At 38.9% G+C, this 19,813-nt stretch carries 16 protein-coding genes; 8 read left to right on the top strand and 8 right to left on the bottom strand.

All coding sequences use genetic code 11. From position 1 onward, the window contains the following. Nucleotides 1-266: 266 nt before the first annotated feature. The 5 genes from MHB58_RS09085 to MHB58_RS09065 all read right to left on the bottom strand — a co-directional run bounded on the left by MHB58_RS09085 (nucleotide 267) and on the right by MHB58_RS09065 (nucleotide 9,071). A complete protein-coding gene (locus MHB58_RS09085) occupies nucleotides 267-2,420 on the bottom strand; it encodes a 5'-nucleotidase C-terminal domain-containing protein (RefSeq protein ID WP_340735072.1) in 2,154 nt (717 codons plus the stop codon). Nucleotides 2,421-2,594: 174 nt separating this feature from the next. Further along, nucleotides 2,595-5,291: an aconitate hydratase AcnA gene (gene acnA / locus MHB58_RS09080; RefSeq protein WP_008407118.1), complete on the bottom strand. Its 2,697-nt coding sequence runs from the start codon at nucleotides 5,289-5,291 to the stop codon at nucleotides 2,595-2,597. 309 nt (nucleotides 5,292-5,600) lie between these two features. Beyond that, nucleotides 5,601-6,431, bottom strand: coding sequence for a DUF2785 domain-containing protein (locus MHB58_RS09075; RefSeq protein WP_232504562.1), 831 nt, complete (start codon nucleotides 6,429-6,431; stop codon nucleotides 5,601-5,603). 114 nt (nucleotides 6,432-6,545) lie between these two features. After that, complete coding sequence (locus MHB58_RS09070) at nucleotides 6,546-7,928, bottom strand: VWA domain-containing protein (RefSeq protein ID WP_008407120.1); 1,383 nt, start codon at nucleotides 7,926-7,928, stop codon at nucleotides 6,546-6,548. Between the two features lie 24 nt (nucleotides 7,929-7,952). After that, nucleotides 7,953-9,071: an AAA family ATPase gene (locus MHB58_RS09065; protein WP_014823920.1), complete on the bottom strand. Its 1,119-nt coding sequence runs from the start codon at nucleotides 9,069-9,071 to the stop codon at nucleotides 7,953-7,955. Between the two features lie 282 nt (nucleotides 9,072-9,353). On the opposite strand from MHB58_RS09065, the gene MHB58_RS09060 reads away from it, so the two are divergent. After that, the gene (locus MHB58_RS09060; RefSeq protein WP_014823921.1) at nucleotides 9,354-11,288 is read left to right on the top strand and encodes a right-handed parallel beta-helix repeat-containing protein; all 1,935 of its coding nucleotides are present in this window, start codon (nucleotides 9,354-9,356) and stop codon (nucleotides 11,286-11,288) included. A gap of 109 nt (nucleotides 11,289-11,397) precedes the next feature. Here MHB58_RS09060 and yfkAB read toward each other — a convergent pair whose 3' ends face one another. Together yfkAB and MHB58_RS09050 are read right to left on the bottom strand one after the other, a co-directional pair. Then, nucleotides 11,398-12,501, bottom strand: a complete 1,104-nt coding sequence (gene yfkAB / locus MHB58_RS09055) for a radical SAM/CxCxxxxC motif protein YfkAB (RefSeq protein WP_014823922.1) — start codon at nucleotides 12,499-12,501, stop codon at nucleotides 11,398-11,400. Between the two features lie 135 nt (nucleotides 12,502-12,636). Further along, on the bottom strand, nucleotides 12,637-14,454 hold the full coding sequence (locus MHB58_RS09050; protein WP_014823923.1) for a dynamin family protein: 1,818 nt from the start codon (nucleotides 14,452-14,454) through the stop codon (nucleotides 12,637-12,639). 240 nt (nucleotides 14,455-14,694) lie between these two features. On the opposite strand from MHB58_RS09050, the gene MHB58_RS09045 reads away from it, so the two are divergent. The 4 genes from MHB58_RS09045 to MHB58_RS09030 all read left to right on the top strand — a co-directional run bounded on the left by MHB58_RS09045 (nucleotide 14,695) and on the right by MHB58_RS09030 (nucleotide 17,685). Further along, on the top strand, nucleotides 14,695-16,128 hold the full coding sequence (locus MHB58_RS09045) for a SulP family inorganic anion transporter (RefSeq protein WP_065216009.1): 1,434 nt from the start codon (nucleotides 14,695-14,697) through the stop codon (nucleotides 16,126-16,128). Nucleotides 16,129-16,138: 10 nt separating this feature from the next. After that, nucleotides 16,139-16,558 (top strand): universal stress protein, encoded by a 420-nt coding sequence (locus tag MHB58_RS09040; RefSeq protein WP_008407126.1) that lies wholly within the window; start codon nucleotides 16,139-16,141, stop codon nucleotides 16,556-16,558. 121 nt (nucleotides 16,559-16,679) lie between these two features. Continuing rightward, nucleotides 16,680-17,159, top strand: coding sequence for a hypothetical protein (locus MHB58_RS09035; RefSeq protein ID WP_340735071.1), 480 nt, complete (start codon nucleotides 16,680-16,682; stop codon nucleotides 17,157-17,159). A 262-nt stretch (nucleotides 17,160-17,421) separates the two neighbouring features. Beyond that, complete coding sequence (locus MHB58_RS09030; RefSeq protein ID WP_014823926.1) at nucleotides 17,422-17,685, top strand: hypothetical protein; 264 nt, start codon at nucleotides 17,422-17,424, stop codon at nucleotides 17,683-17,685. Between the two features lie 219 nt (nucleotides 17,686-17,904). Here MHB58_RS09030 and MHB58_RS09025 read toward each other — a convergent pair whose 3' ends face one another. Further along, nucleotides 17,905-18,462 (bottom strand): DNA-3-methyladenine glycosylase I, encoded by a 558-nt coding sequence (locus tag MHB58_RS09025; RefSeq protein WP_014823927.1) that lies wholly within the window; start codon nucleotides 18,460-18,462, stop codon nucleotides 17,905-17,907. Nucleotides 18,463-18,557: 95 nt separating this feature from the next. On the opposite strand from MHB58_RS09025, the gene MHB58_RS09020 reads away from it, so the two are divergent. From MHB58_RS09020 to MHB58_RS09010, 3 genes are read left to right on the top strand one after another with little or no spacing between them, the layout of a single operon-like run. Then, a complete protein-coding gene (locus MHB58_RS09020) occupies nucleotides 18,558-19,118 on the top strand; it encodes a TetR/AcrR family transcriptional regulator (protein ID WP_340735070.1) in 561 nt (186 codons plus the stop codon). A gap of 12 nt (nucleotides 19,119-19,130) precedes the next feature. Further along, the gene (locus MHB58_RS09015; RefSeq protein ID WP_014823929.1) at nucleotides 19,131-19,469 is read left to right on the top strand and encodes a DMT family transporter; all 339 of its coding nucleotides are present in this window, start codon (nucleotides 19,131-19,133) and stop codon (nucleotides 19,467-19,469) included. After that, the gene (locus MHB58_RS09010; RefSeq protein ID WP_014823930.1) at nucleotides 19,469-19,783 is read left to right on the top strand and encodes a DMT family transporter; all 315 of its coding nucleotides are present in this window, start codon (nucleotides 19,469-19,471) and stop codon (nucleotides 19,781-19,783) included. Before MHB58_RS09015 ends, MHB58_RS09010 begins: the two co-directional genes overlap by 1 nt. The last annotated feature ends 30 nt before the right edge of the window (nucleotides 19,784-19,813 follow it).

Raw genomic sequence — 19,813 nt, 5'->3', positions numbered from 1 at the left:
TTCTAAGTTTTTACATATTTCTACTAGAAAATGTAAATATTTTCTTGTTAGTACGTGAATTTTGTTCATATTAATATTCAAAAAATAGGACAAAATAATCGCTAAATAATTTTCTATTTTAGGACTCTCTTTAGTTATCCGAGTATTCTAACTTAAATTATTATCGGTAATTAAGATAATAGTTCAGTTTCCATAATGTTTTTTGCAAAAAAAAATAAAAAAAATACCACTAATTGGTTGCCCAAATTAGTGGTTTAATTATGAGATTATTTTTCTTGTGGTGCAGCTGTATCAACAATGCGGCCTTCAGTAGTAAACTTAATTTCTTTCATTGATAGTAATTGTTCTTTTAAGTTTTCCCAATCTGATAAACCTAAGTCTGTTACACGGCCTTCGCCATATGCTTTTTCAAACGAGCTGAAGCCGTCTCCGCCTTTAGCTGTGAAGGCATTTGTTGCTACTGTGTACGTTTCGTTGTCCGCTACATCTACGTATGCTTTTGTTGCTTCATCATAGTATTTCAATGAAACGACACGAGAGCCCGCTTCTTTAGAAGAATCGTATTCTAGTTTAGCACCTGAGATATGCAGGAATCCGCCATTTTCCTCTGGAGCACTTTTTACAGAGTGTTCAAATGCAGCTTTTAATTCAGCACCTGTAACATCCATTAATGCCAGTGTATTACCAAACGGCAATACTGTAATAACCTGTCCAGTCGTAATATTCCCTGCCGGAATCGCAGCACGAATACCACCGCCATTTTGTAATGCCATCACTACTTTTTTATCCGTATACTGTTTCGCTTTTGCCAGCATGCCGTCTGTAATGATGTTTCCTAATACTGTTTCGCTGTTTCGCACACTTACTGCACTTGTTTCGGATTTACGAGGACTCACTAAATCTTCTGTCAACTTAACCCCGATTTCTGCTTTAGAGACAGCATCCACTTTTTCTTTAAATGGTGCAAGCATTTTTAAACCTTCTGCATCATCAGCCAGTTTACCGATCTCAACTAATTGACCGTCATGTTTAACAACGACACCATTTTCGTCAAATTCTACATTCAATGTTCCTAGGAAACCAGCATACTCTTTCGCTTGTACGATTAACGTTACGTCTTTTTTCTCGCCGACTGTGTTCGTATCCACTACGAATGGCTCTTTAAGCTCTGTATGCGAGTGACCGCCTACGATAATATCAATTCCAGGGACTGATTTTGCTAGAATTTGATCATTATCATATGCAGGATTATCGTCAAATCCAATATGAGTTAATGCAATAATTTTATCGACACCTTTATCTTCAAACGCTTTTACCGCTTTTTTCGCTTCGTCAATATAATTTTCAAATGCGACACTGCCTGGAGAAGCGATGTCTTTTGTTTCAGCTGTTGTTAAACCGAAGATCCCGACTTTCTCACCGTTTACTTCTTTAATCATACCTGCATAAATTTTGCCGTTTTCAGGCTCGCTTGATACTAAATCAGAGAACATACCTGTAAACAGGCTGTCTTTTGTAAAGTCAACATTCGCTGTTAGAACCGGGAATTGTGCAGCTTTAATGAATTCTGCCAATGCTTTATGTCCTTCTGGTGAAGAACCTAAGTCAAATTCATGGTTACCTAATGTGATCGCATCAAATTTCAATGCATTTAAAAATGGAAGATCTGCTTGTCCTTCAAATTCGTTGAAGTATAAAGTTCCGCTGAAAACGTCACCCGCATGCAATAATAGCGCATCCGGTGTTTTCGCACGTTGTTCATTGACAGCCGTCATTAATTTTGGAAGCGCCTCTACACGAGAATGTGTATCGTTTACATGCATAATCGATAATTTATAATTATTTGTTTCCGGTTCCGGTTGTGGTGCTGGTGCAGCTGCAGCCATCATAGTCGCCAATACACTTGATAGTTCGCCACGTGTAAGTTGTTTAGTAGGATTAAATACTACTTTAGCCTCTGTTAATAAAGCCGTTGCATCAATCGGGTATACCGCTGATACATTCGTTAAAATTTTAGCCAATTGACCATGTGTAATTTTATCCGCTGTGCGGAATGTACCGTCTTCATAACCGTTTACAAATCCAGTCGCTACTAATGCTGCTATTTGACTATAATACTGGTTAGACGTTTTAATATCTTTAAGGTTAGGATTTTTTACATTTGTTGTATCTAGTTTAAGAGCGCCAGCAATCATTTTTGCTGCTTGTCCGCGTGTAACCGTTGCATCCGGTTTAAATGTACCGTCTCCAAATCCTTTTACGATACCTGCAGATGTTAATGAATTGATCCCTTCTGCATATGGATGGCTAGCACTAACATCCGTAAAAATTGTCTCTTCTGCCATAACACCTGTTGCGCCTACAGCTACTGCCGTAAATGCTGCTAAAGCTGTTGCTGAATACATTCTCTTTTTCTTCATCAAAAGACCCCCTACAAAATTTTAACCTACCTTTTGATAGTAACGAAATATTATAAAAATTTCCACATATTCCGGAAAATTTTACTTCTAATTAACAAAAAATTTCATACTAAAGGCACAAAAAAAGACAAAGCCAATAAAAATTGACTTTGTCTTTAAAGTTATCGAATGGAATTATTGTTGTGCAGCTTTAGCACGTAATACCATTTGTAGGATACCGCCGTGACGGTAGTAATCTACTTCTACTTCAGAGTCGAAACGAGCTAACGCTTTGAACTCAGTTACTTTTCCTTCTGGAGAAGTTGCAGTAACAGTTAGGATATCACGTGGTTTAACATTGTCAGTTAAGTTAACGTCGATTGTTTCGTCACCTTTTAATCCTAAAGTTTCAGCTGATTCGCCAGCCATGAATTGTAATGGTAATACGCCCATCATTACTAAGTTAGAACGGTGAATACGCTCGTAAGATTGTGCGATTACAGTTTTAACGCCTAGTAAGAATGTACCTTTAGCAGCCCAGTCACGAGATGAACCCATACCGTAGTCGTTACCAGCTAATACTACTAAGCCAGTACCTGCTTCTTTGTACTTCATACAAGCATCATAAATGTACTCAACTTCGCCTGTTGGCCAGTAAGTAGTGAAACCACCTTCTGTACCTGGAGCGATTTGGTTACGGATACGAATGTTTGCGAATGTACCGCGCATCATTACTTCGTGGTTACCACGACGAGAACCGTAAGAGTTGAAGTCACGGATTGCAACACCGTTTTCGATTAAGTACTTACCAGCTGGTGTATCTTTACCGATTGCACCTGCAGGAGAGATGTGGTCAGTAGTGATAGAGTCACCGAACTTAGCCATTACACGCATTCCAGCTAATGTTTGGATAGCACCTGGCTCTTTAGAAAGACCAGTGAAGAATGGTGGGTTTTGGATGTAAGTTGATTTTTCATCGAAAGTATATAAGTTTTCAGTTGAAGTTTCGATTGCATTCCAAGCTTCGTTAGCTGTGAATACTGTTTCGTATTCTTTTTGGAATAATTCACGAGTTACAACTTTATTTAATACTTCGTTAACTTCTTCAGTTGATGGCCAGATATCAGCGAAGAATACTTCTTTGCCTTCTGGAGTTACAGCGATTGCGTCTTTTTGTAGATCGATATCTACAGTACCCGCTAAAGCGTAAGCAACAACTAATGGTGGTGAAGCTAAGAAGTTAGCTTTTACTAATGGGTGTACACGGCCTTCGAAGTTACGGTTACCTGATAATACAGAAGTTACGAATAAATCGTTTGATTTGATTGCATCTTCGATTTCTGGTAATAACGGACCAGAGTTACCGATACATGTTGTACAACCGTAACCAACTGTGTTGAAACCGATTTGGTCGAAGTAGTCTTGTAAACCTGATTCTTCTAAGTAACCAGTTACTACTTTAGAACCTGGAGCTAATGAAGTTTTAACCCATTTAGCAGGTTTAATGCCTAACTCAACCGCTTTTTTAGCAACTAAACCAGCAGCTAATAATACGTATGGGTTAGATGTGTTTGTACAAGAAGTGATGGCAGCGATTGCTACAGCACCTGCAGGAATTTCTACGTCACCTTCTGCAAATTTAGCAGTTGATGTTTTAGAGAATTCTTCTTCTGTTAAACCGAAACCTTGAGTACCTTGTGGAGCTACTACTGATTCACGGTAAACACGTTTCATTTCAGTTAAAGGAATTAAATCTTGTGGACGCTTAGGACCAGAAAGGTTTGCTTCGATGTCCGCTAAGTTAATTTCTAAAACGTCAGTATAAACAGGCTCTAAGTCCGGGTTGAAGAACATGTCGTTAGCTTTTAAGTAAGCTTCAACAACAGCAATGTGCTCTTCGTCACGGCCAGTTAAGCGCATGTAGTTTAATGATTCTTCGTCAACTGCGAAGAAACCACAAGTAGCACCGTATTCTGGAGCCATGTTTGAGATTGTAGCACGGTCAGCTAGTGGTAAACCAGGTACGCCAGGTCCGAAGAACTCAACGAATTTGTTTACTACACCGCGAGCACGTAATACTTGAGTTACTTTTAATGCTAAGTCAGTAGCTGTTGTACCGTTTGGTAATTCACCTACTAGTTTAACACCGATAACATCAGGAATTGGGAAGTAAGATGGTTGACCTAACATACCAGCTTCAGCTTCGATACCACCAACACCCCAACCTAGAACACCGATACCGTTGATCATAGTTGTGTGAGAGTCAGTACCTACTACTGAGTCAGGGAATGCTACTAAACCTTCTTCTGTTTCGTTCACGTGAACGATTGGAGCTAAATACTCTAAGTTAACTTGGTGTACGATACCAGTTGCTGGTGGTACAGCGCGGAAGTTATCATAAGCAGTTTGAGCCCATTTTAAGAAGTTATAACGTTCAGCGTTACGCTCGAACTCTAAATCCATGTTCGCTTGTAATGCTGCTGCGTTACCGTATTTGTCTACTTGTACTGAGTGGTCAATTACAAGGTCAACCGGAATTGCAGGGTTGATTTTAGCTGGGTCTCCACCCATTTCTTTCATTGCAGAACGTAATGAAGCTAAGTCAACTACTACTGGAACACCAGTGAAGTCTTGTAATACTACACGAGAAGGCTTGAATGGTACTTCAGCATCTGCATTGTGATTACCGAAGTTAGCTAATTCATTAACATGCTCGTCTTTAATTACGTAGTTATCATATTGACGTAATACTGATTCTAATAATACTTTAATTGAATAAGGTAGGCGTGATACTTTTGCGATACCAGCTTCTTCAATTGCAGCTAAACGGAAATAGTTATAAGTTTTACCGTTAACTTCAAAAGTCGAACGACTGTTGTGTAAGTTTGCCATGTTGTGTTCCCCCTAGTTTTTCTTAATTGAAAAGGTTGTAAAGCTCTTTTCTCCACAGTCAATAATAACGCACATTCATACATAAGTAAATTGCATTATTATTATCTTTTGCGATAAGTTAAAATTATGACCTATCGGAAATACCATTTTCTTCTGCAATACATTTAGAAATCCTACTTTGTCAGAAAGTTCTTCTCACACTGTATTCCTCAACAAATTTCTAATGCATTGTAAATTGCATTTTTATTAGTACCTATTTGAAAAAAGTTTGAATAAAAATTATTTTATTATTGTACTAAAATAAAATAATTAGTTTAATTTGAGCCAGCGCTGAATGAATGTTGATACGATACTGCGCAGTTTTTCATTCCGATTGGCAAATTTCAGATAAAAATAAATCGTTTTTGCCAAGTTCAGCTGGTTTGTTCTTGCTTTAAACCACAATGCATCATAGCCCCGCTCATAGGCGACCATTTCCAGCTGGTCAAACAACTGTTCAAACCATTCAATGAAAAGTTCTTCGTCAATATTTTTGGCTAACAATGCCTGAATGATATTGCAGAAACGTTCTTCCTCATCATCGATAAAAACATAGCCCTTCCAAATATTCGCGCGTATTGCCTGCAATATTTGAGCCGTAAAGCGAATCGGATAAAGCGGATGTGCAATAATTGCGCTAATTAACTCCGTTGTATTCGTAATGCTATGTGCCCAGCCAGACTTTGTATCGACAAAGCTTCGCAAATCCTGCTCCTTCGCTAACAGTGCCACTGCATTTTGCGCAAGCAACTCCAACTGCTCACTCGTCAAAATGTTAAGCTGTCGATCGGCATTCACGATTGCGGCTAAATAAAGTGCCGCATAGGAACGCTGAAAAACAGAACTTGTCCCATTCTCACCGATATTAAAAAGTAAACCGTCAGTTGAAGAAAGTTTGCTCACAAATTCGGTAATAACTGTTTCGCCGAGTGCATTCTCCGATAACAGCATGATGAACAGTCGATAGTTCAGCTGGTCACGGATTGCTGCTTCTTCATGACCGATTGTTCCCAGTAAATCATTCAATATCGACGGGTGCTCCTGAATCGATTGTTTTCGCTCTTCCGTCGTCATTTCAAAAAACTTTTCATAATCTTCCACTGCCAAAAAGACGCCTCCTTACCAAATGCATAACATCATTGTAAGAGACGTGCCAACATTTGACTAGGTAAAAGCTCTTCTAATAGACGCACACCTTCTGAATATACCCGTTTTTTATAAAACAAATGCATCTTCTGCTTCAAATAATTCATTTACTTCAATAACACGATCTGAAAACCGATCCACAACATTCAGATCGACCGTATTAATTAAATTTGTTAATACAATCGAAGTACATTCAAACTGTTTCTGCTTTTTTGTTTGTGCAAATTCCTCAATAAAACGTGACGGTAAAAAGCTGGATCCGTCCGTTACGAACAACAAATCCGCTTTTTTAAATTCACTTTTCTTTAAAAGTTTTAATGCTTCACGCAATGGCAGCTCATAATTCGTCCCGCCACCGATGAAACTGTCACTAAACTGAATGAGCTCCTGCGTCTTTGCCTGACCTTTTCTGAAAAATTTGATTTCCCCAACATTTGTTGCAAAAGGAATAATCGCAAAATCTCTTCTCTGCTTTTTGGCGATGTTCAGCAACGCAATACAAAACGCCTTACTTTGTGCTTTAATTGATGTCATAGAACTGCTTTCATCCATGCATACAATAATCGGTCCCTTTCCTTGACGCTCTTTTCCTTTCTTATTAAAAACGAGTGTTTGATGCTCGCTTAATCGCTTCAAAAAATCCAGTTTGCTGTGTCCAAGCATATAGTTCGCCAATTCTGCCGGAAGTAGTCGGGACAGTTCATGCCCAAAAGAAACCGAGTGATGCTGAATTGTCTGTGCTTGTTTTGCTTTCTGCTTTTTCATCGCAATTTTTTTAAAACGGCCGACTAATTCGGCAATTTTATGCAATTCTTTTCGCTCGCTAATCATTTTTGCCAGTTTAAACTGATCGCTTAAAGGAACTTGCTCCAATTTTTTCCCATCCATCGTTCCTACTTTCATGACCGCAGTTTTTGTTTGATGGATATTCTTTTTATTTTCCTGAAGCATCATGCCGATGGATGTTTTGGATAACTGTTTTAAATACTCTCTTTTTTGCGGTAAATCATTTGCAGCACTAGGCATTTGTTGCTGCTTTTGAAAGGCTTCCAGTTGCTCGATCTGAAATGGGTTTTTTTGCTCCTCATAATATTGGAAACTTTTAAGAAGCTGTTCGGCAATGCTGACGGAAGTAAGGACACTCAACAGCTCGTCGCCCTTTGTCAGCGCATGCCATTGGTTGTATTCTTCATTTTTCAGCAGCTCTTTCATAAAATCATATTGCACTTTGTCCAGTTGCTTTGCATTTTCATTTATTACAGGCGCTTTATAATAGAAAGCATGCCAGCAATCTCCGATGATATTCGTAAAGCCGGATACAATTTTTTCACCTTCGATGCAGCTGTCTTTCAATAAAGTGGCCATTTTCAACAATTCGTTAAAACGGGTCTTTTGCTCAGTGCTGCTCTCAAAAACTGTTCGGCTGTAGATTACATGTATGTTCTCACTCATGAAGCTTCCCACCTTCTGTATTCTTTAAAATCCGATGACATCTGAAGTAATTCGAAGCAATTGTTTATGCATTTCCGTTTTTAAATTGTGCAATTCCGGACGGCTCGGGATTTGACGGCTCATATTTTGTACTTCTACAAATAATGTTTTTCCCTGCAGGAGCAGTTGACTCAGCTCCGATTTAGCAAACGGGGATTTTTGAAGCATCGCATTTCTTGCTGTTAAAATAATCATTTCAAACTCGTTCGCTGTCCTGTGAATAAACGCTTCTACTGTATCAAAGGCAACTTCATTAATGATTTGTTCTGTTAACGGTTTTTGTTCGATTGTCTCCCACAAAATATTCGTCAAAATCGTCAAGTCTTCTCGAATCACCTCTGTACGCCCGTCTAAATAAGCCTTCGCTTTCAAAATTGACAATGACTGTTTAAAACGGCGATCGGACGGTCGAATCCCTTCATCATGAAGTGCCTGCCTAATTTTAGCGACCACTTTAAAAATCGTATCAGAAATGGCAACCTTATCTGTCCTTTGCTGATGTTCGGTCAGCTCGTCCAATGTTATTTTCGAAATTTCCTTTTTTCTTTCATCCTTTAACATCGCAATAAAGGCTTCTTCTTCACGAATATAATTCACTTCATAGCGCAGCAAAAATCGGTCGAATAATGCTTCTAGTCCCTCCCCTTCTTCGATGTATTCATTGGAGGAACCGACCATCGTCAAAAGCGGTGAAGCAATGGGAAACCCGTTGTTATAATAAATCCGCTCATTGATAAGTGTGAGCAGTGAATTCAGAATCGCAGAGTTTGCTTTAAAGATTTCATCAATAAACGCAAAATGGGCTTCCGGGAGCATATTTGTCACATTCCGTTTATAAATCCCCTGTTCCAAATCTTTCAAAGACAGTACACCAAACAATTCTTCCGGTGTACTGAATGGTGTCAATAAATGCTGAAAACAATGACTTCCCTCGACAATGGAACCAAGCATGGACGACAGCACGCTTTTTCCTGTCCCCGCCGGTCCGATAAATAAAAGATGCTGTCGTGATAATAAGGCAATTAATAATGCCTCAATCTCTTCTTCCCGATCATAAAAACGTTCATTCAGTTGCTGACGGATGGTTTGCAGCTGTTCACACATTGATTGACCACCTTTCCCTCTATCTTTTCGTAATTCCGTATACCCGCACGTTTATGTAATACTCTACTTATAACGTTACACTTCCTGTACGATTTTTAAACCTTTGCTTGTCTTAATTCTTCCTCTAAAGAACTAGGAATATTTCAGGCGACTTTGCACTATTTTAGTAAGAGCATAGGAAAAAATTTTTTTCATGTTTCCACACAATTTTAGTTACAAATGATTAATTTTGTTATTTTACGTGAACATATTAGATATAGCATGTTTTGTAGGAGGAATCGTATGGCGTTAGTAAGAGTGTCATCTTCAATTTTTTCACGAATTAAAACTATTCAAAAAGCGGTGCAGCGAACAATGAACCATGATGAAATTATCGTTGCATCCGGGACATATAAAGAAACTTTAACTTTTGAGGAAAACAGAACGATTACCGCACCAAATGATGCAACGGTCTGTATAAAAGGAACGATCGTGATTGCTGAATGTGCGACCGTCACATTTGAGAACATGACAATTCAGCCTACAACGCAAATTTACGTCGAAGGTAAAATTATATTAAAAAACTGCGTTATTCAAGGTGGACGTACAAATGTGCTGTTGGCACTGAACGGCGGGACATTACAATGCGAAAATACAACATTCATCGGTGCATCTGATGCGGCAGTCACGTTGGTATACAATAGTGAGGCCCATTTGGAAAATTGTCATTTTGAAAATAATAAAAAAGTCCATATATTAGCGGAAAATTCAACAATTCATTTAACAGATTGTACACTTTCAAAAGCAAATCAGGCACTTTGGGTAAAATCTCATGCAAAGGCTTATTTGACTCATGTAAAAGTCCAGCATCATTCCGGCACCCAGCTCATTATTCAAGACCATGCCTCATTGGAAATGAACGACAGCGAAATCATGCACGGCGAAGGTAATGGTATATATGCATCAGACCATTCAAACATTCATTTAATAAAAACAGCTATACAGCACCATCGCCTTCCCCAAATCTGGATGCAAAAAAGTTCCCTAAACGTAACAGATTGCAAAATTCAATACGGCAATGAATCCGGTATTATTTTACGGGATGGTTCGGAAGCAATGATCGAAAATTCATTGATTGCTTTCCATAAAATCGCAAATGTCCAGTTATTGCTTGAATCTTTACTCAATATGACGGACTGTGAGGTGTACAGTTGCCAAGGGGTCGGCATTCATATAAAGGAAAAATCGATTGCAAACTTCAACAGTACGGTCTTTGCATATAATGTGCTGCCACAGCTTTTCATTACCGAAAACTCCATTTGTACAATAAAAGATGCGACGATTCAGGAAGGCAAACAGATTGGGATCTATACGGAAAAAGGGGCTTCGTGTTCGATTGTTTCCAGTACGATTACAGGACATAAAAACGCAGCGCTAACGGTGATGGAGGCAGAACTATTCCTTTTAAACACAACAGTGCATCATAATAAAGGGAATGGCATTTTAGCGGTCAATCATTCAAAGGCTTCTGTGGACAATTGCCATTTCAATCACAATGAATTGGCACATATTGCAGGGAAAAATAACAGTACTGTGACGATTTACCAAAGTGAATTAGTCGGCGGCAAAAGTATATTTGTCATGGATCAATGTGAACTGGAAGTAACCGAATCGGTTGTTAAAGATGGTACGGGAATTCAAATTGAAATGGTGGGCAATACAAATGCCACGATTCAACAAACCCAAATTAGCGGCGGTGAGACAAATGGGATTGTGGCGATGAAAGATACATCGGTCCATATTATCGATAGCCAAATATCTTGTCATAAAATGCCGCAAATCATCGTCAATGACAGCTCTCTTGTATTAAAGAACAGCGAATTGATGGAAGGTGAACGAAATGGTTTAATTATTGAAAACCATGCAGAAGCATTAATTCAAGATTCGTTCATTTCCAATCATATGTATTCTCAATTATGGATTGACTCCGAATCTTCTGCGGAGGTGAACGCCACACAAATTATCGAAGGCCATGAATCTGATATTTTTGTACAAAATAAATCGGTTCTCCATGCTTCGAAATGCATTATCCAAAATGCGAAATTTGATTTCAATATCCAAGCGGTCAACTTCTCGAAAATTTATCTGTCTGAAACAATGGTCGACAATTCGTTCGGTTCAAAGTTTTACAGTGAAAATAACAGCGAAATTTCATCGAATTTGGATGAAATCAGTTAGGTCATTACTACCTGTAACTTTTTTCAGTTGCAGGTAGTTTTTTGCGGACAATAAAAAACAGTTTACCCTCATTCCATGTAGGATGAAGGGTAAACTGATTTATGAAGGTTTATTTAATACTCCCACTTACAAATTCTGTCTCAGGATAGTACATATTTTTAACAATAACATTCGCCCCAAGGCATTTCACCGCAGGACAATGGCAATTGATCGATTTAGAAATATTTGAATCTAGCCATCTCTTATAAATTTGAGTCAATGATTCATTTTTAATATTGCCGAACGCCTGACCGTCATCCGAGAAATCGGTAACCGAAATATCACCGGAGAAAATATTGAGATTCATTCTTGAACGACCATCCACATCGTTTCTCATTGTCGTATTTGATGCGTTATTGATTCTTTTGATTAATGCTAGATCACGCTCATCACGGCTGCACGGATAGAATGGCATTGTTCCGAATAATACCCAAATATCTTTATTTCGGTAATCGAGAATTTCGTTGATTACTTTTCTGTATTCATCCAAACCGATCGTTTCTAAACTTTCAGCAAAATCGCTGGCGTACATCGGATGAATCTCATGACGCTTACATAGCATTTCATTTGCCACTTCATGATGAATTTTCTCCATAAATGGCACTGTGTTACGGTTTAGCATTGTTTCGGCGGATACAAACATGCCGCCTTTTGACAGTTCTCTTGCATTGTCAAAAATATTACGATATAAATTCCCTCTATATTCAACTGACGGCGTTTTTTCCATCATAGCGAATCCTGTTTCAACAAATTCTTTTTCATCACACCAGTTGTGTGATATGTGCATGACATCTAAATAAGGTGCAACCAGCTCATAATGTGACATCGGCAAAGTGAGGTTGGAGTTGATCTGTGTCTTGATCCCCCTGCTTTTCGCATATTTCAATAATGGTAACAGATTATCTTTAATTCCCTTTTTCGTTAATAAAGGTTCCCCGCCTGTAAAGCTCATCGTGCGTAATGTTTCAACTTCATCCAATTTACGGATGATTTCGTCTGCCGGAATGGCCGGTAACTCTTTCGTTAGTAATGTATAGCCTACTGCACAGTGCGAGCATCTCATATTACATAAGTTTGTTGTTGTAAACTCTATATTCGATAAAGTTAATTTACCATGTTGATCGATATCAATATATGGTTCCCACTCATCATGCGGTTTAAAAATTGTATTCATTTAAATACTTCCTTTCTGCGAGTTCAATTTTCTCATAAAACAGTTGTATTGCAAAGGCTATTGTTTGCAAGGAAATCGCAGAGGGGCGTTACATGCAAATAGCTGCACGGGATGAATTTCCGCGCAGCCGTTTTTTTAGATTTCGATTATTCCCGGTAATTCCGGAATGTCCGAAACGATATCTTCTTCGGACAACCGCAACTCAAACAGGGGGTATTTTTCTTTCAAATTCAGCTGTGCCAGCATTTCACCCGAGTCTGCTACTGCTGGGGCTTCATATGAATAATCTGCCGTCATAATATGTTCAACCGTCTGTCGGATGTATGCTTCTTCCTGCTTTTTAATCGGCAGCACTCTCTCCAATAAAAGGGGCTCTATCGCAGCTTTCAGAAAGCTTTGTGCTTCGGCCATACAGCTGAATTCCGCCAGTTTATTCGTATATGATATCATTTTGGACCGTTCAAGATTTTGTTGGGCTTCCAGTTCTTTCACCTGATTACGTATTGTTGTCAGTTGCTTTTTTGTCAGATCGTTCAGCCGGGCTTGGACTGAATCCAGTTTTTCCAGGATAAATTGTTCGTATTTTTTTATATACATCAATTTCTGTTCACATTCTGTCTGGATTCTATTCAATGTTTGAATTTGCTCGGATACTATCAACGAAAGTTCACTCTCTTCCAATGGAAATGCTAGCGACATCCCGGTTTGCTTTTTGAATAGCTTCTCCAATTGGCCATATTCCATCATGTAATCTACATGCAATTTTCGGTAATCACGTACATTTTTTTGATAAAGCGCTGCCGTTTCCTCATACATGTCCACGACGGGGTCATGTAGATAGGAATAGCTCTCCAGTGTCTGCAACAGCTGAAAAAGCGTTTGTACTTCTTTGAACACTTTACTAACAGTTTCATATTGTTTTTCAAAGGAAGTAATGAGCGCTTTATCCTGTTGTAATTGAGCGGCATCAATATGAAGATTGCCTTGATGATGTACGATATATTCAAACGCCGATACATACGGTTCTCTTGCCGGAATTGTATTCATTTCTACTCGCAATCGTTCCAGCCATTGTAAAAACCGCTCCGTCGTATGGCGTGTCTTCTTCTGCTTGTTATCAATTAACTGGAACATGAGTTGTGACAGCTGTGTTATTCGGGAATCAATGAGCAGCTGTGTACTGTTCGTCTTACGGGCTTCTTGTGCCTGTAAAGCAGAAACTGGTACATCCTCCCCAATATAGTAGCCGTAACGTTCTTTCTCCACTTCAAGAAAGGCTTCCACTTCCCCATCTACCCGATCAATCCCGTTTACGACTAAATGGGCCGTTATCCCCGTCTTGTTCAGTTGTTCGATAAAATTCACTTCTGCTTCTGTTGCAGGCGAACCCGCTTGTAACACCCAGAATACTTCATCACTACGCTGTAATAGCGCCGGTGAAAAGTAGGCCGTATTGTTTGCGCCTGTTTCCAGCGCTACCGAGTCGACAATGGTCACTTTCTTTAATAACTCACACGTTATATACACTTCCAAATAATCCAGATGCTTACGAATTATTTGCGCACTTTCTGAATTTGAAATAGTAAATAGCGAGAGGTTGGCAATATCAAATATTACTTCCATACCATTCAGAAAAACAGCTTTTATATATTCCTCATCACTGTATTTCAAAAATGTATTTGTCCTCGTTGGTTCTGAAGGGCGGTCTTCCAACAGGTTTCTGCCGATTAAACTGTTAATTACTGTCGTTTTCCCAACCCGCTCTTTTCCGATAAAGAGGACGATTGGCTGACTGTCCGCATCATCAATGATCCTTTTTAAACGGGTAGTCGTATCTTTTACATAACTATTTTGAGACAGAATACTATGCAAAGGTTTTAGCCGTTCAATTAATTGTTCCAACGGATTGTGTTCATCAAAGTTGTTTAGCTGTTCGCTGAATCGCTCAGTCATACGGGTCACTCCTTTACAATCGATTATTATTCTATTATAAACGCAGTGATTTCAACACGGACAAGTAATTACGAAAAACGAAATAATTGGTTCCTCATACTTAATCGACAAAACAATGACTAGGTATTAACACATGGAAATTTTCTTGAGTAAATTAAATTTCATCATAATGTTGCTATTGCTCGACATTGTTTGCATGCTATTATAGAAGAAGAATATTTAAAAGGAGCTACACAATATATGTACAATATCCGTGAGCAATGGTTTGGGAATGTACGCTCAGATGTGCTGGCAGGACTTGTTGTCGCACTGGCCCTCATCCCTGAAGCAATTGCTTTTTCTATTTTAGCCGGTGTAGATCCGATGGTCGGTCTCTATGCCTCATTTGTCATCGCTGTAACAATCAGCTTTGTCGGTGGTCGACCTGCGATGATTTCCGCTGCAACAGGAGCGATGGCACTTGTGATCGTTTCACTTGTAAAAGACCATGGATTGCAGTATTTACTCGCTGCAACAATTTTAACTGGTATCATTCAAATCATATTTGGATTGCTGAAAATTGCACGCCTAATGAAGTTTATTCCAAATGCGGTCATGATCGGCTTTGTTAACTCATTGGCGATTTTGGTATTCATCGCCCAAACACCGCACTTTATCGGTGGCGATATCGTCACATGGGCGTTTCTTTTAGCGACAATTGCTCTTATTTACGCAATTCCTTTTGTCATTAAAGGTATCCCTGCCCCTCTTATTGCTGTTGTAATTTTATCGGCAGTAGCCATTTATTCAGGCTTCAATTTAAATACGGTTGGAGATATGGGCACGATTACACAATCGCTGCCATCATTTTTAATACCTGATATTCCGTTTAACTTAGAAACGTTGATGATTATTTTGCCGTATTCACTTGCTTTGGCTGTTGTCGGACTAGTCGAATCATTACTGACCGCTTCTATTTTGGATGATATGACGGCTTCTGAGAGCGATAAAAACAAAGAAGCACGCGGACAAGGAATCGCCAATGTGATTAACGGTTTCTTCGGTGGTATGGCCGGCTGTGCAATGATCGGCCAGTCTGTCATTAACGTAAAATCCGGTGCACGCGGCCGACTTTCCACTTTTGTAGCCGGTGTGTTTTTAATGTTTTTAATTCTCGTTTTAGGTGATTATGTTGTACAAATACCTATGCCGGTGCTGGCCGGTGTAATGGTTGTTGTATGTATTACTCAATTCGACTGGCAATCATTCAAATACGCTGTGACAGCACCGAAAAAAGATGTATTTGTTATGCTTCTGACAATCGCGGTTGTCCTGTATACACATAACTTAGCGTTAGGTGTTGTAGCCGGTATTATTGTCAGTGCGCTGTTTTTCGTCAACGAAATTTCACGGGTAAGTATTTCACAACAAGGGAAAACATACTTTGTCAAAGGGCAACTATTCTTCGCTTCTACGGAAGGCTTTATCGACCATTTCAAATCGGTTCAAAATGATCATTCTTCCATCGAAATCGACTTTTCACAATGTAAAGTGTGGGATGATTCGGCAATCGGTGCTTTAATGAAGGTAAAGGACCAGCTGAAAGCGAAAAATATAGAAGTAACCTACTTGAATATTGATGAATCAAGTAAACAGCTGTTGAAGAAGTTAACCGGTACGACATTAATCGATTAGGAGGTGGCGTATGTATCAACATATTTTACTGGCCGCTGATGGTTCACAAAACTCGATACGTGCTGCAAAAGAAGCTTTAAAAATAGCACAAGTACATGCCGAAACATTGGTGACGATCATTTTTATTATTGATATGGAAAAAGCAAAAACGGATGTACTTCATTCAAGTTCCAATGAAAGTCTATACATGGAACGCCGTCGAAAGCTTGTGCCAATTGAGGAATTGTTCAACGAGCATCAAGTTCGCTATAAAGTGGAAATCATTCATGGCTCACCAGGACCTGAAATCATCAAATATGCCAACACACAAAATGTGGATTTGGTCGTAATCGGCAGCCGCGGGTTAAACAGTCTGCAAGAAATGGTATTAGGCAGCGTGTCGCATAAAGTGATGAAGCGCGTTCAATGCCCTGCAATGCTTGTGAAGTAAGGGAAAACTAAACAGAGAAAAGACAAAACATTTTTAGAGCGAATAATATGTTTTGTCTTTTTTTTATGTATATCTGATATAATTGGGGTCAACATGTCAAATTCAGGATGAGGTGGGAACTGTGTTTTTCTTAAAGCCTAAACTAATTAAAAATGGTAAGAAATCTAATGCGGAATTGTTATTTAAAGATGTTTCACCAGATCAATGGGATCAGGAGCATTTAACGAAAGCTAATTTGGATTTTTCAATAGATAGTGTTCGTCTCGTTAAGGAGTATGCTGAACGGTTAATCCATACAGAATTTGGACAGCAGCTTTTAAAAGAGCATTCAGAAAATTTCATCACACGTATTGGTGCCTATTTAGGCGAAGTAATTAAAAATCACAAAGACGGGAAATATCGCTGGTTTGATTTTAATTCGATTCAAGAAAATACCATACATTTAAATAATTATGTATTGAGTGTAGACGATGAATCTGTTCTTTATTCTAAAAAATTGGATCACGTATTGTGTCCAATTTATGAAGTGAAGCAATACTTTGATGGCAATTCCAACTATGATAATTTTTTGGCATATGTAGAAGACGCGATTAAAAACTAGACTTCCTATGGAGGAACTATTTATGTCCAATGATGCTCTAATAATACTAGCCATAGTTTCAACTATGATATGGATTACTGTATCTAAAGAAGCTACAAAGCCTACAAAAGAGGTGAACAAACGAAAGATGATCACTTTATTATCCGCAGGAACTTTATCGGCAATTCTATTAACTGTATCCCTTTTTCAACATTTATTGTTCTCATTTTATTTAACGTGAATGCGTAGATAAATTATTAAAATACTTACAGAGGAGATAATTTTGAAAAAACTACTTTTATTACTCATTGTTCCTGTTATTATTTGGTTTGGTTGCAGCAATACTGTAGTTGCAGAGTTTGCTACTGTGAAGAAAATTAAGGTGAATTCAATTATCATTCGAAATTGGGGTGGAGAAACAAAAGAAATCGTTATTCCCAAAACTAATGATTATTCTTTTGAAGTAGAGAAAGAATATTTTTTTAATTACGAAGTCAAGAAAAGTAAAAAGGCTGTTTTAATATCTGCAGAACCGAATGTACCTTAAACTTCTGCCACAGCCTATTTTAAAAGTTATCTGGTTAAATTATGCTGATCCAAAATATAATCCTCACTTCCGGCTATATAATCCTCACTTGCTTTTGCATAATCCCCAATTCTTGTTTGTTAATCCTCACTTTCAAGTATATAATCCTCAAATCGATTATTTCTAAAAACTGGGGTTAGAAACTCCGCATTCGTTTCCTGTTGGAGCCCGCCCCCTCTTTTACCTTTTATAACAGTGGCAATTTGCTGTATGGTCGTTCACCATGCCGACTGCCTGCATATAGGAATAGCAGATCGTGCTGCCGACGAATTTAAAGCCGTCTTTTTTCAGTTGCTTGCTCATCCGGTCGCTTATTTCTGTTGTAATGGGGACTTGTCCGAATGATTCCCACGAATTGATCATTGGCTTGCCGTCGACAAATGACCAAATATAGTTTGAAAAGGAACCGTATTGTTTTTGAATGGCCAAGAAGCTTTCGGCATTCGTCACAACACTTTTAATTTTCAACCGATTGCGGATAATGCGTTCGTCATTTCTTAATGCTTCAAGTTTTTCTTCATCATATTGTACTATCTTTTCCGCATCGAACTGATCAAAAGCAGCCAAATAGCCTTCTCTTCTTTTTAAAATAGTCAGCCAGCTTAAGCCTGCCTGTGCCCCTTCCAAACAGAGCATTTCAAACAGCTTCCGGTCATCATAAACGGGTACGCCCCACTCTTCGTCATGATATTTCACATAGATAGGTTCATCCAGCTTCACCCAACTGCAACGCTCCATGTCCTCACCTCTTTTAATCCACTGTAATCCAACTCGTTTGCAATCGCAAATAATTTTTGTTATCCTTACCTTACGAACGTCAGGAAGGTGAACATGTGACAAAAGAGAAAATTATACAGGCCGCTCTGCTTAATTTCAGCGAACACGGATACAGCGGCGGATCGTTGGCCCAAATCGCAGAAGAAGTAGGAATACGTAAACAATCCATTTATACGTATTTTAAAAGTAAAGATGCTCTTTACTTAACGATTTCGAAACAGGCAATGGAGGCTGAGCTGTTGTTTGCAAAAGAATTTATCGCTAAACACCAACAACTTCCTGTCGAGAAAGTATTGCTGCCATTTCTGCAGTCTTTTCAGGAGCGCTTTGAAACTATAGCCGAAACTAAATTTTTCATGCGCTCGATTTTCTTAATGCCCCAGCATTTGGAGCAACAGTTAAGTGAGCAAACGTATATTTATTTGGACGAATTGGAAAGGCTTTTCACGGATTATTTAAAAGTACAAACACTTTCCGTTTCCGCTAACGATGCAGCAATCGGTTTTTTGGCATTACTTGATAGTCTTTATGTCGAAATGCTTTATGGTGGCAGTGAACGTTGCGAAAGGCGGCTGCAGGCTGGATGGACAATATTTTACAGAGGAATTAAGAGCTGAGGTGTACACATCATGACAAAATACTGGATACTCGTCCTATTGGCAGGCATCATTGAGATTGTTTGGGCAATGGGACTGAAATATGCAAACTCATTGTGGCTTTGGGTCGGTGTTGCCGCATTGATCGTTTTATCGTTTTATATTTTAATCATCGCTACGGAGAAATTGCCGGTTGCTACCGTTTATGCGGTCTTTACCGGGATCGGTACTGCCGGTACGGTCATTGCGGAAACGGTCATTTTCAACGAGCCGTTCAGCTTAACGAAAATCGGCTTTATTGGATTATTATTAATCGGTGTCATTGGACTTAAATTGATTTCAAATGAACCAGAAGAAACGAGGGATGCATAATGGCTTGGGTCTATTTAATTTTTGCCGGACTTTTTGAAGTCGGTGGCGTCATCGGAATGAACAAAGTTGCCCAGAAAAAGTCACTTGGCTCCTATGCGTTTCTAATCGGTTCCTTTATTTTTAGTTTTTCGCTCCTTTCAATGGCGATGAAAGAATTGCCGATGGGGGTTGCCTATGCTGTATGGACAGGAATTGGTACGGTTGGCGGTACCCTTGTCGGAATGTTCCTCTATCATGAATCAAAAGACTGGAAACGAATTCTGTTTATTTCGTTTATTATTATTGCGGTTGTCGGATTAAAAATTACGCAGTAGAATAGAGGTACTAGAAGCAATGTGTACATT

The sequence above is a fragment of the Solibacillus sp. FSL K6-1554 genome (assembly GCF_038005185.1).
Lineage (GTDB): Bacteria > Bacillota > Bacilli > Bacillales_A > Planococcaceae > Solibacillus > Solibacillus silvestris.
This window is presented reverse-complemented; position numbering and strand designations above follow the sequence as displayed.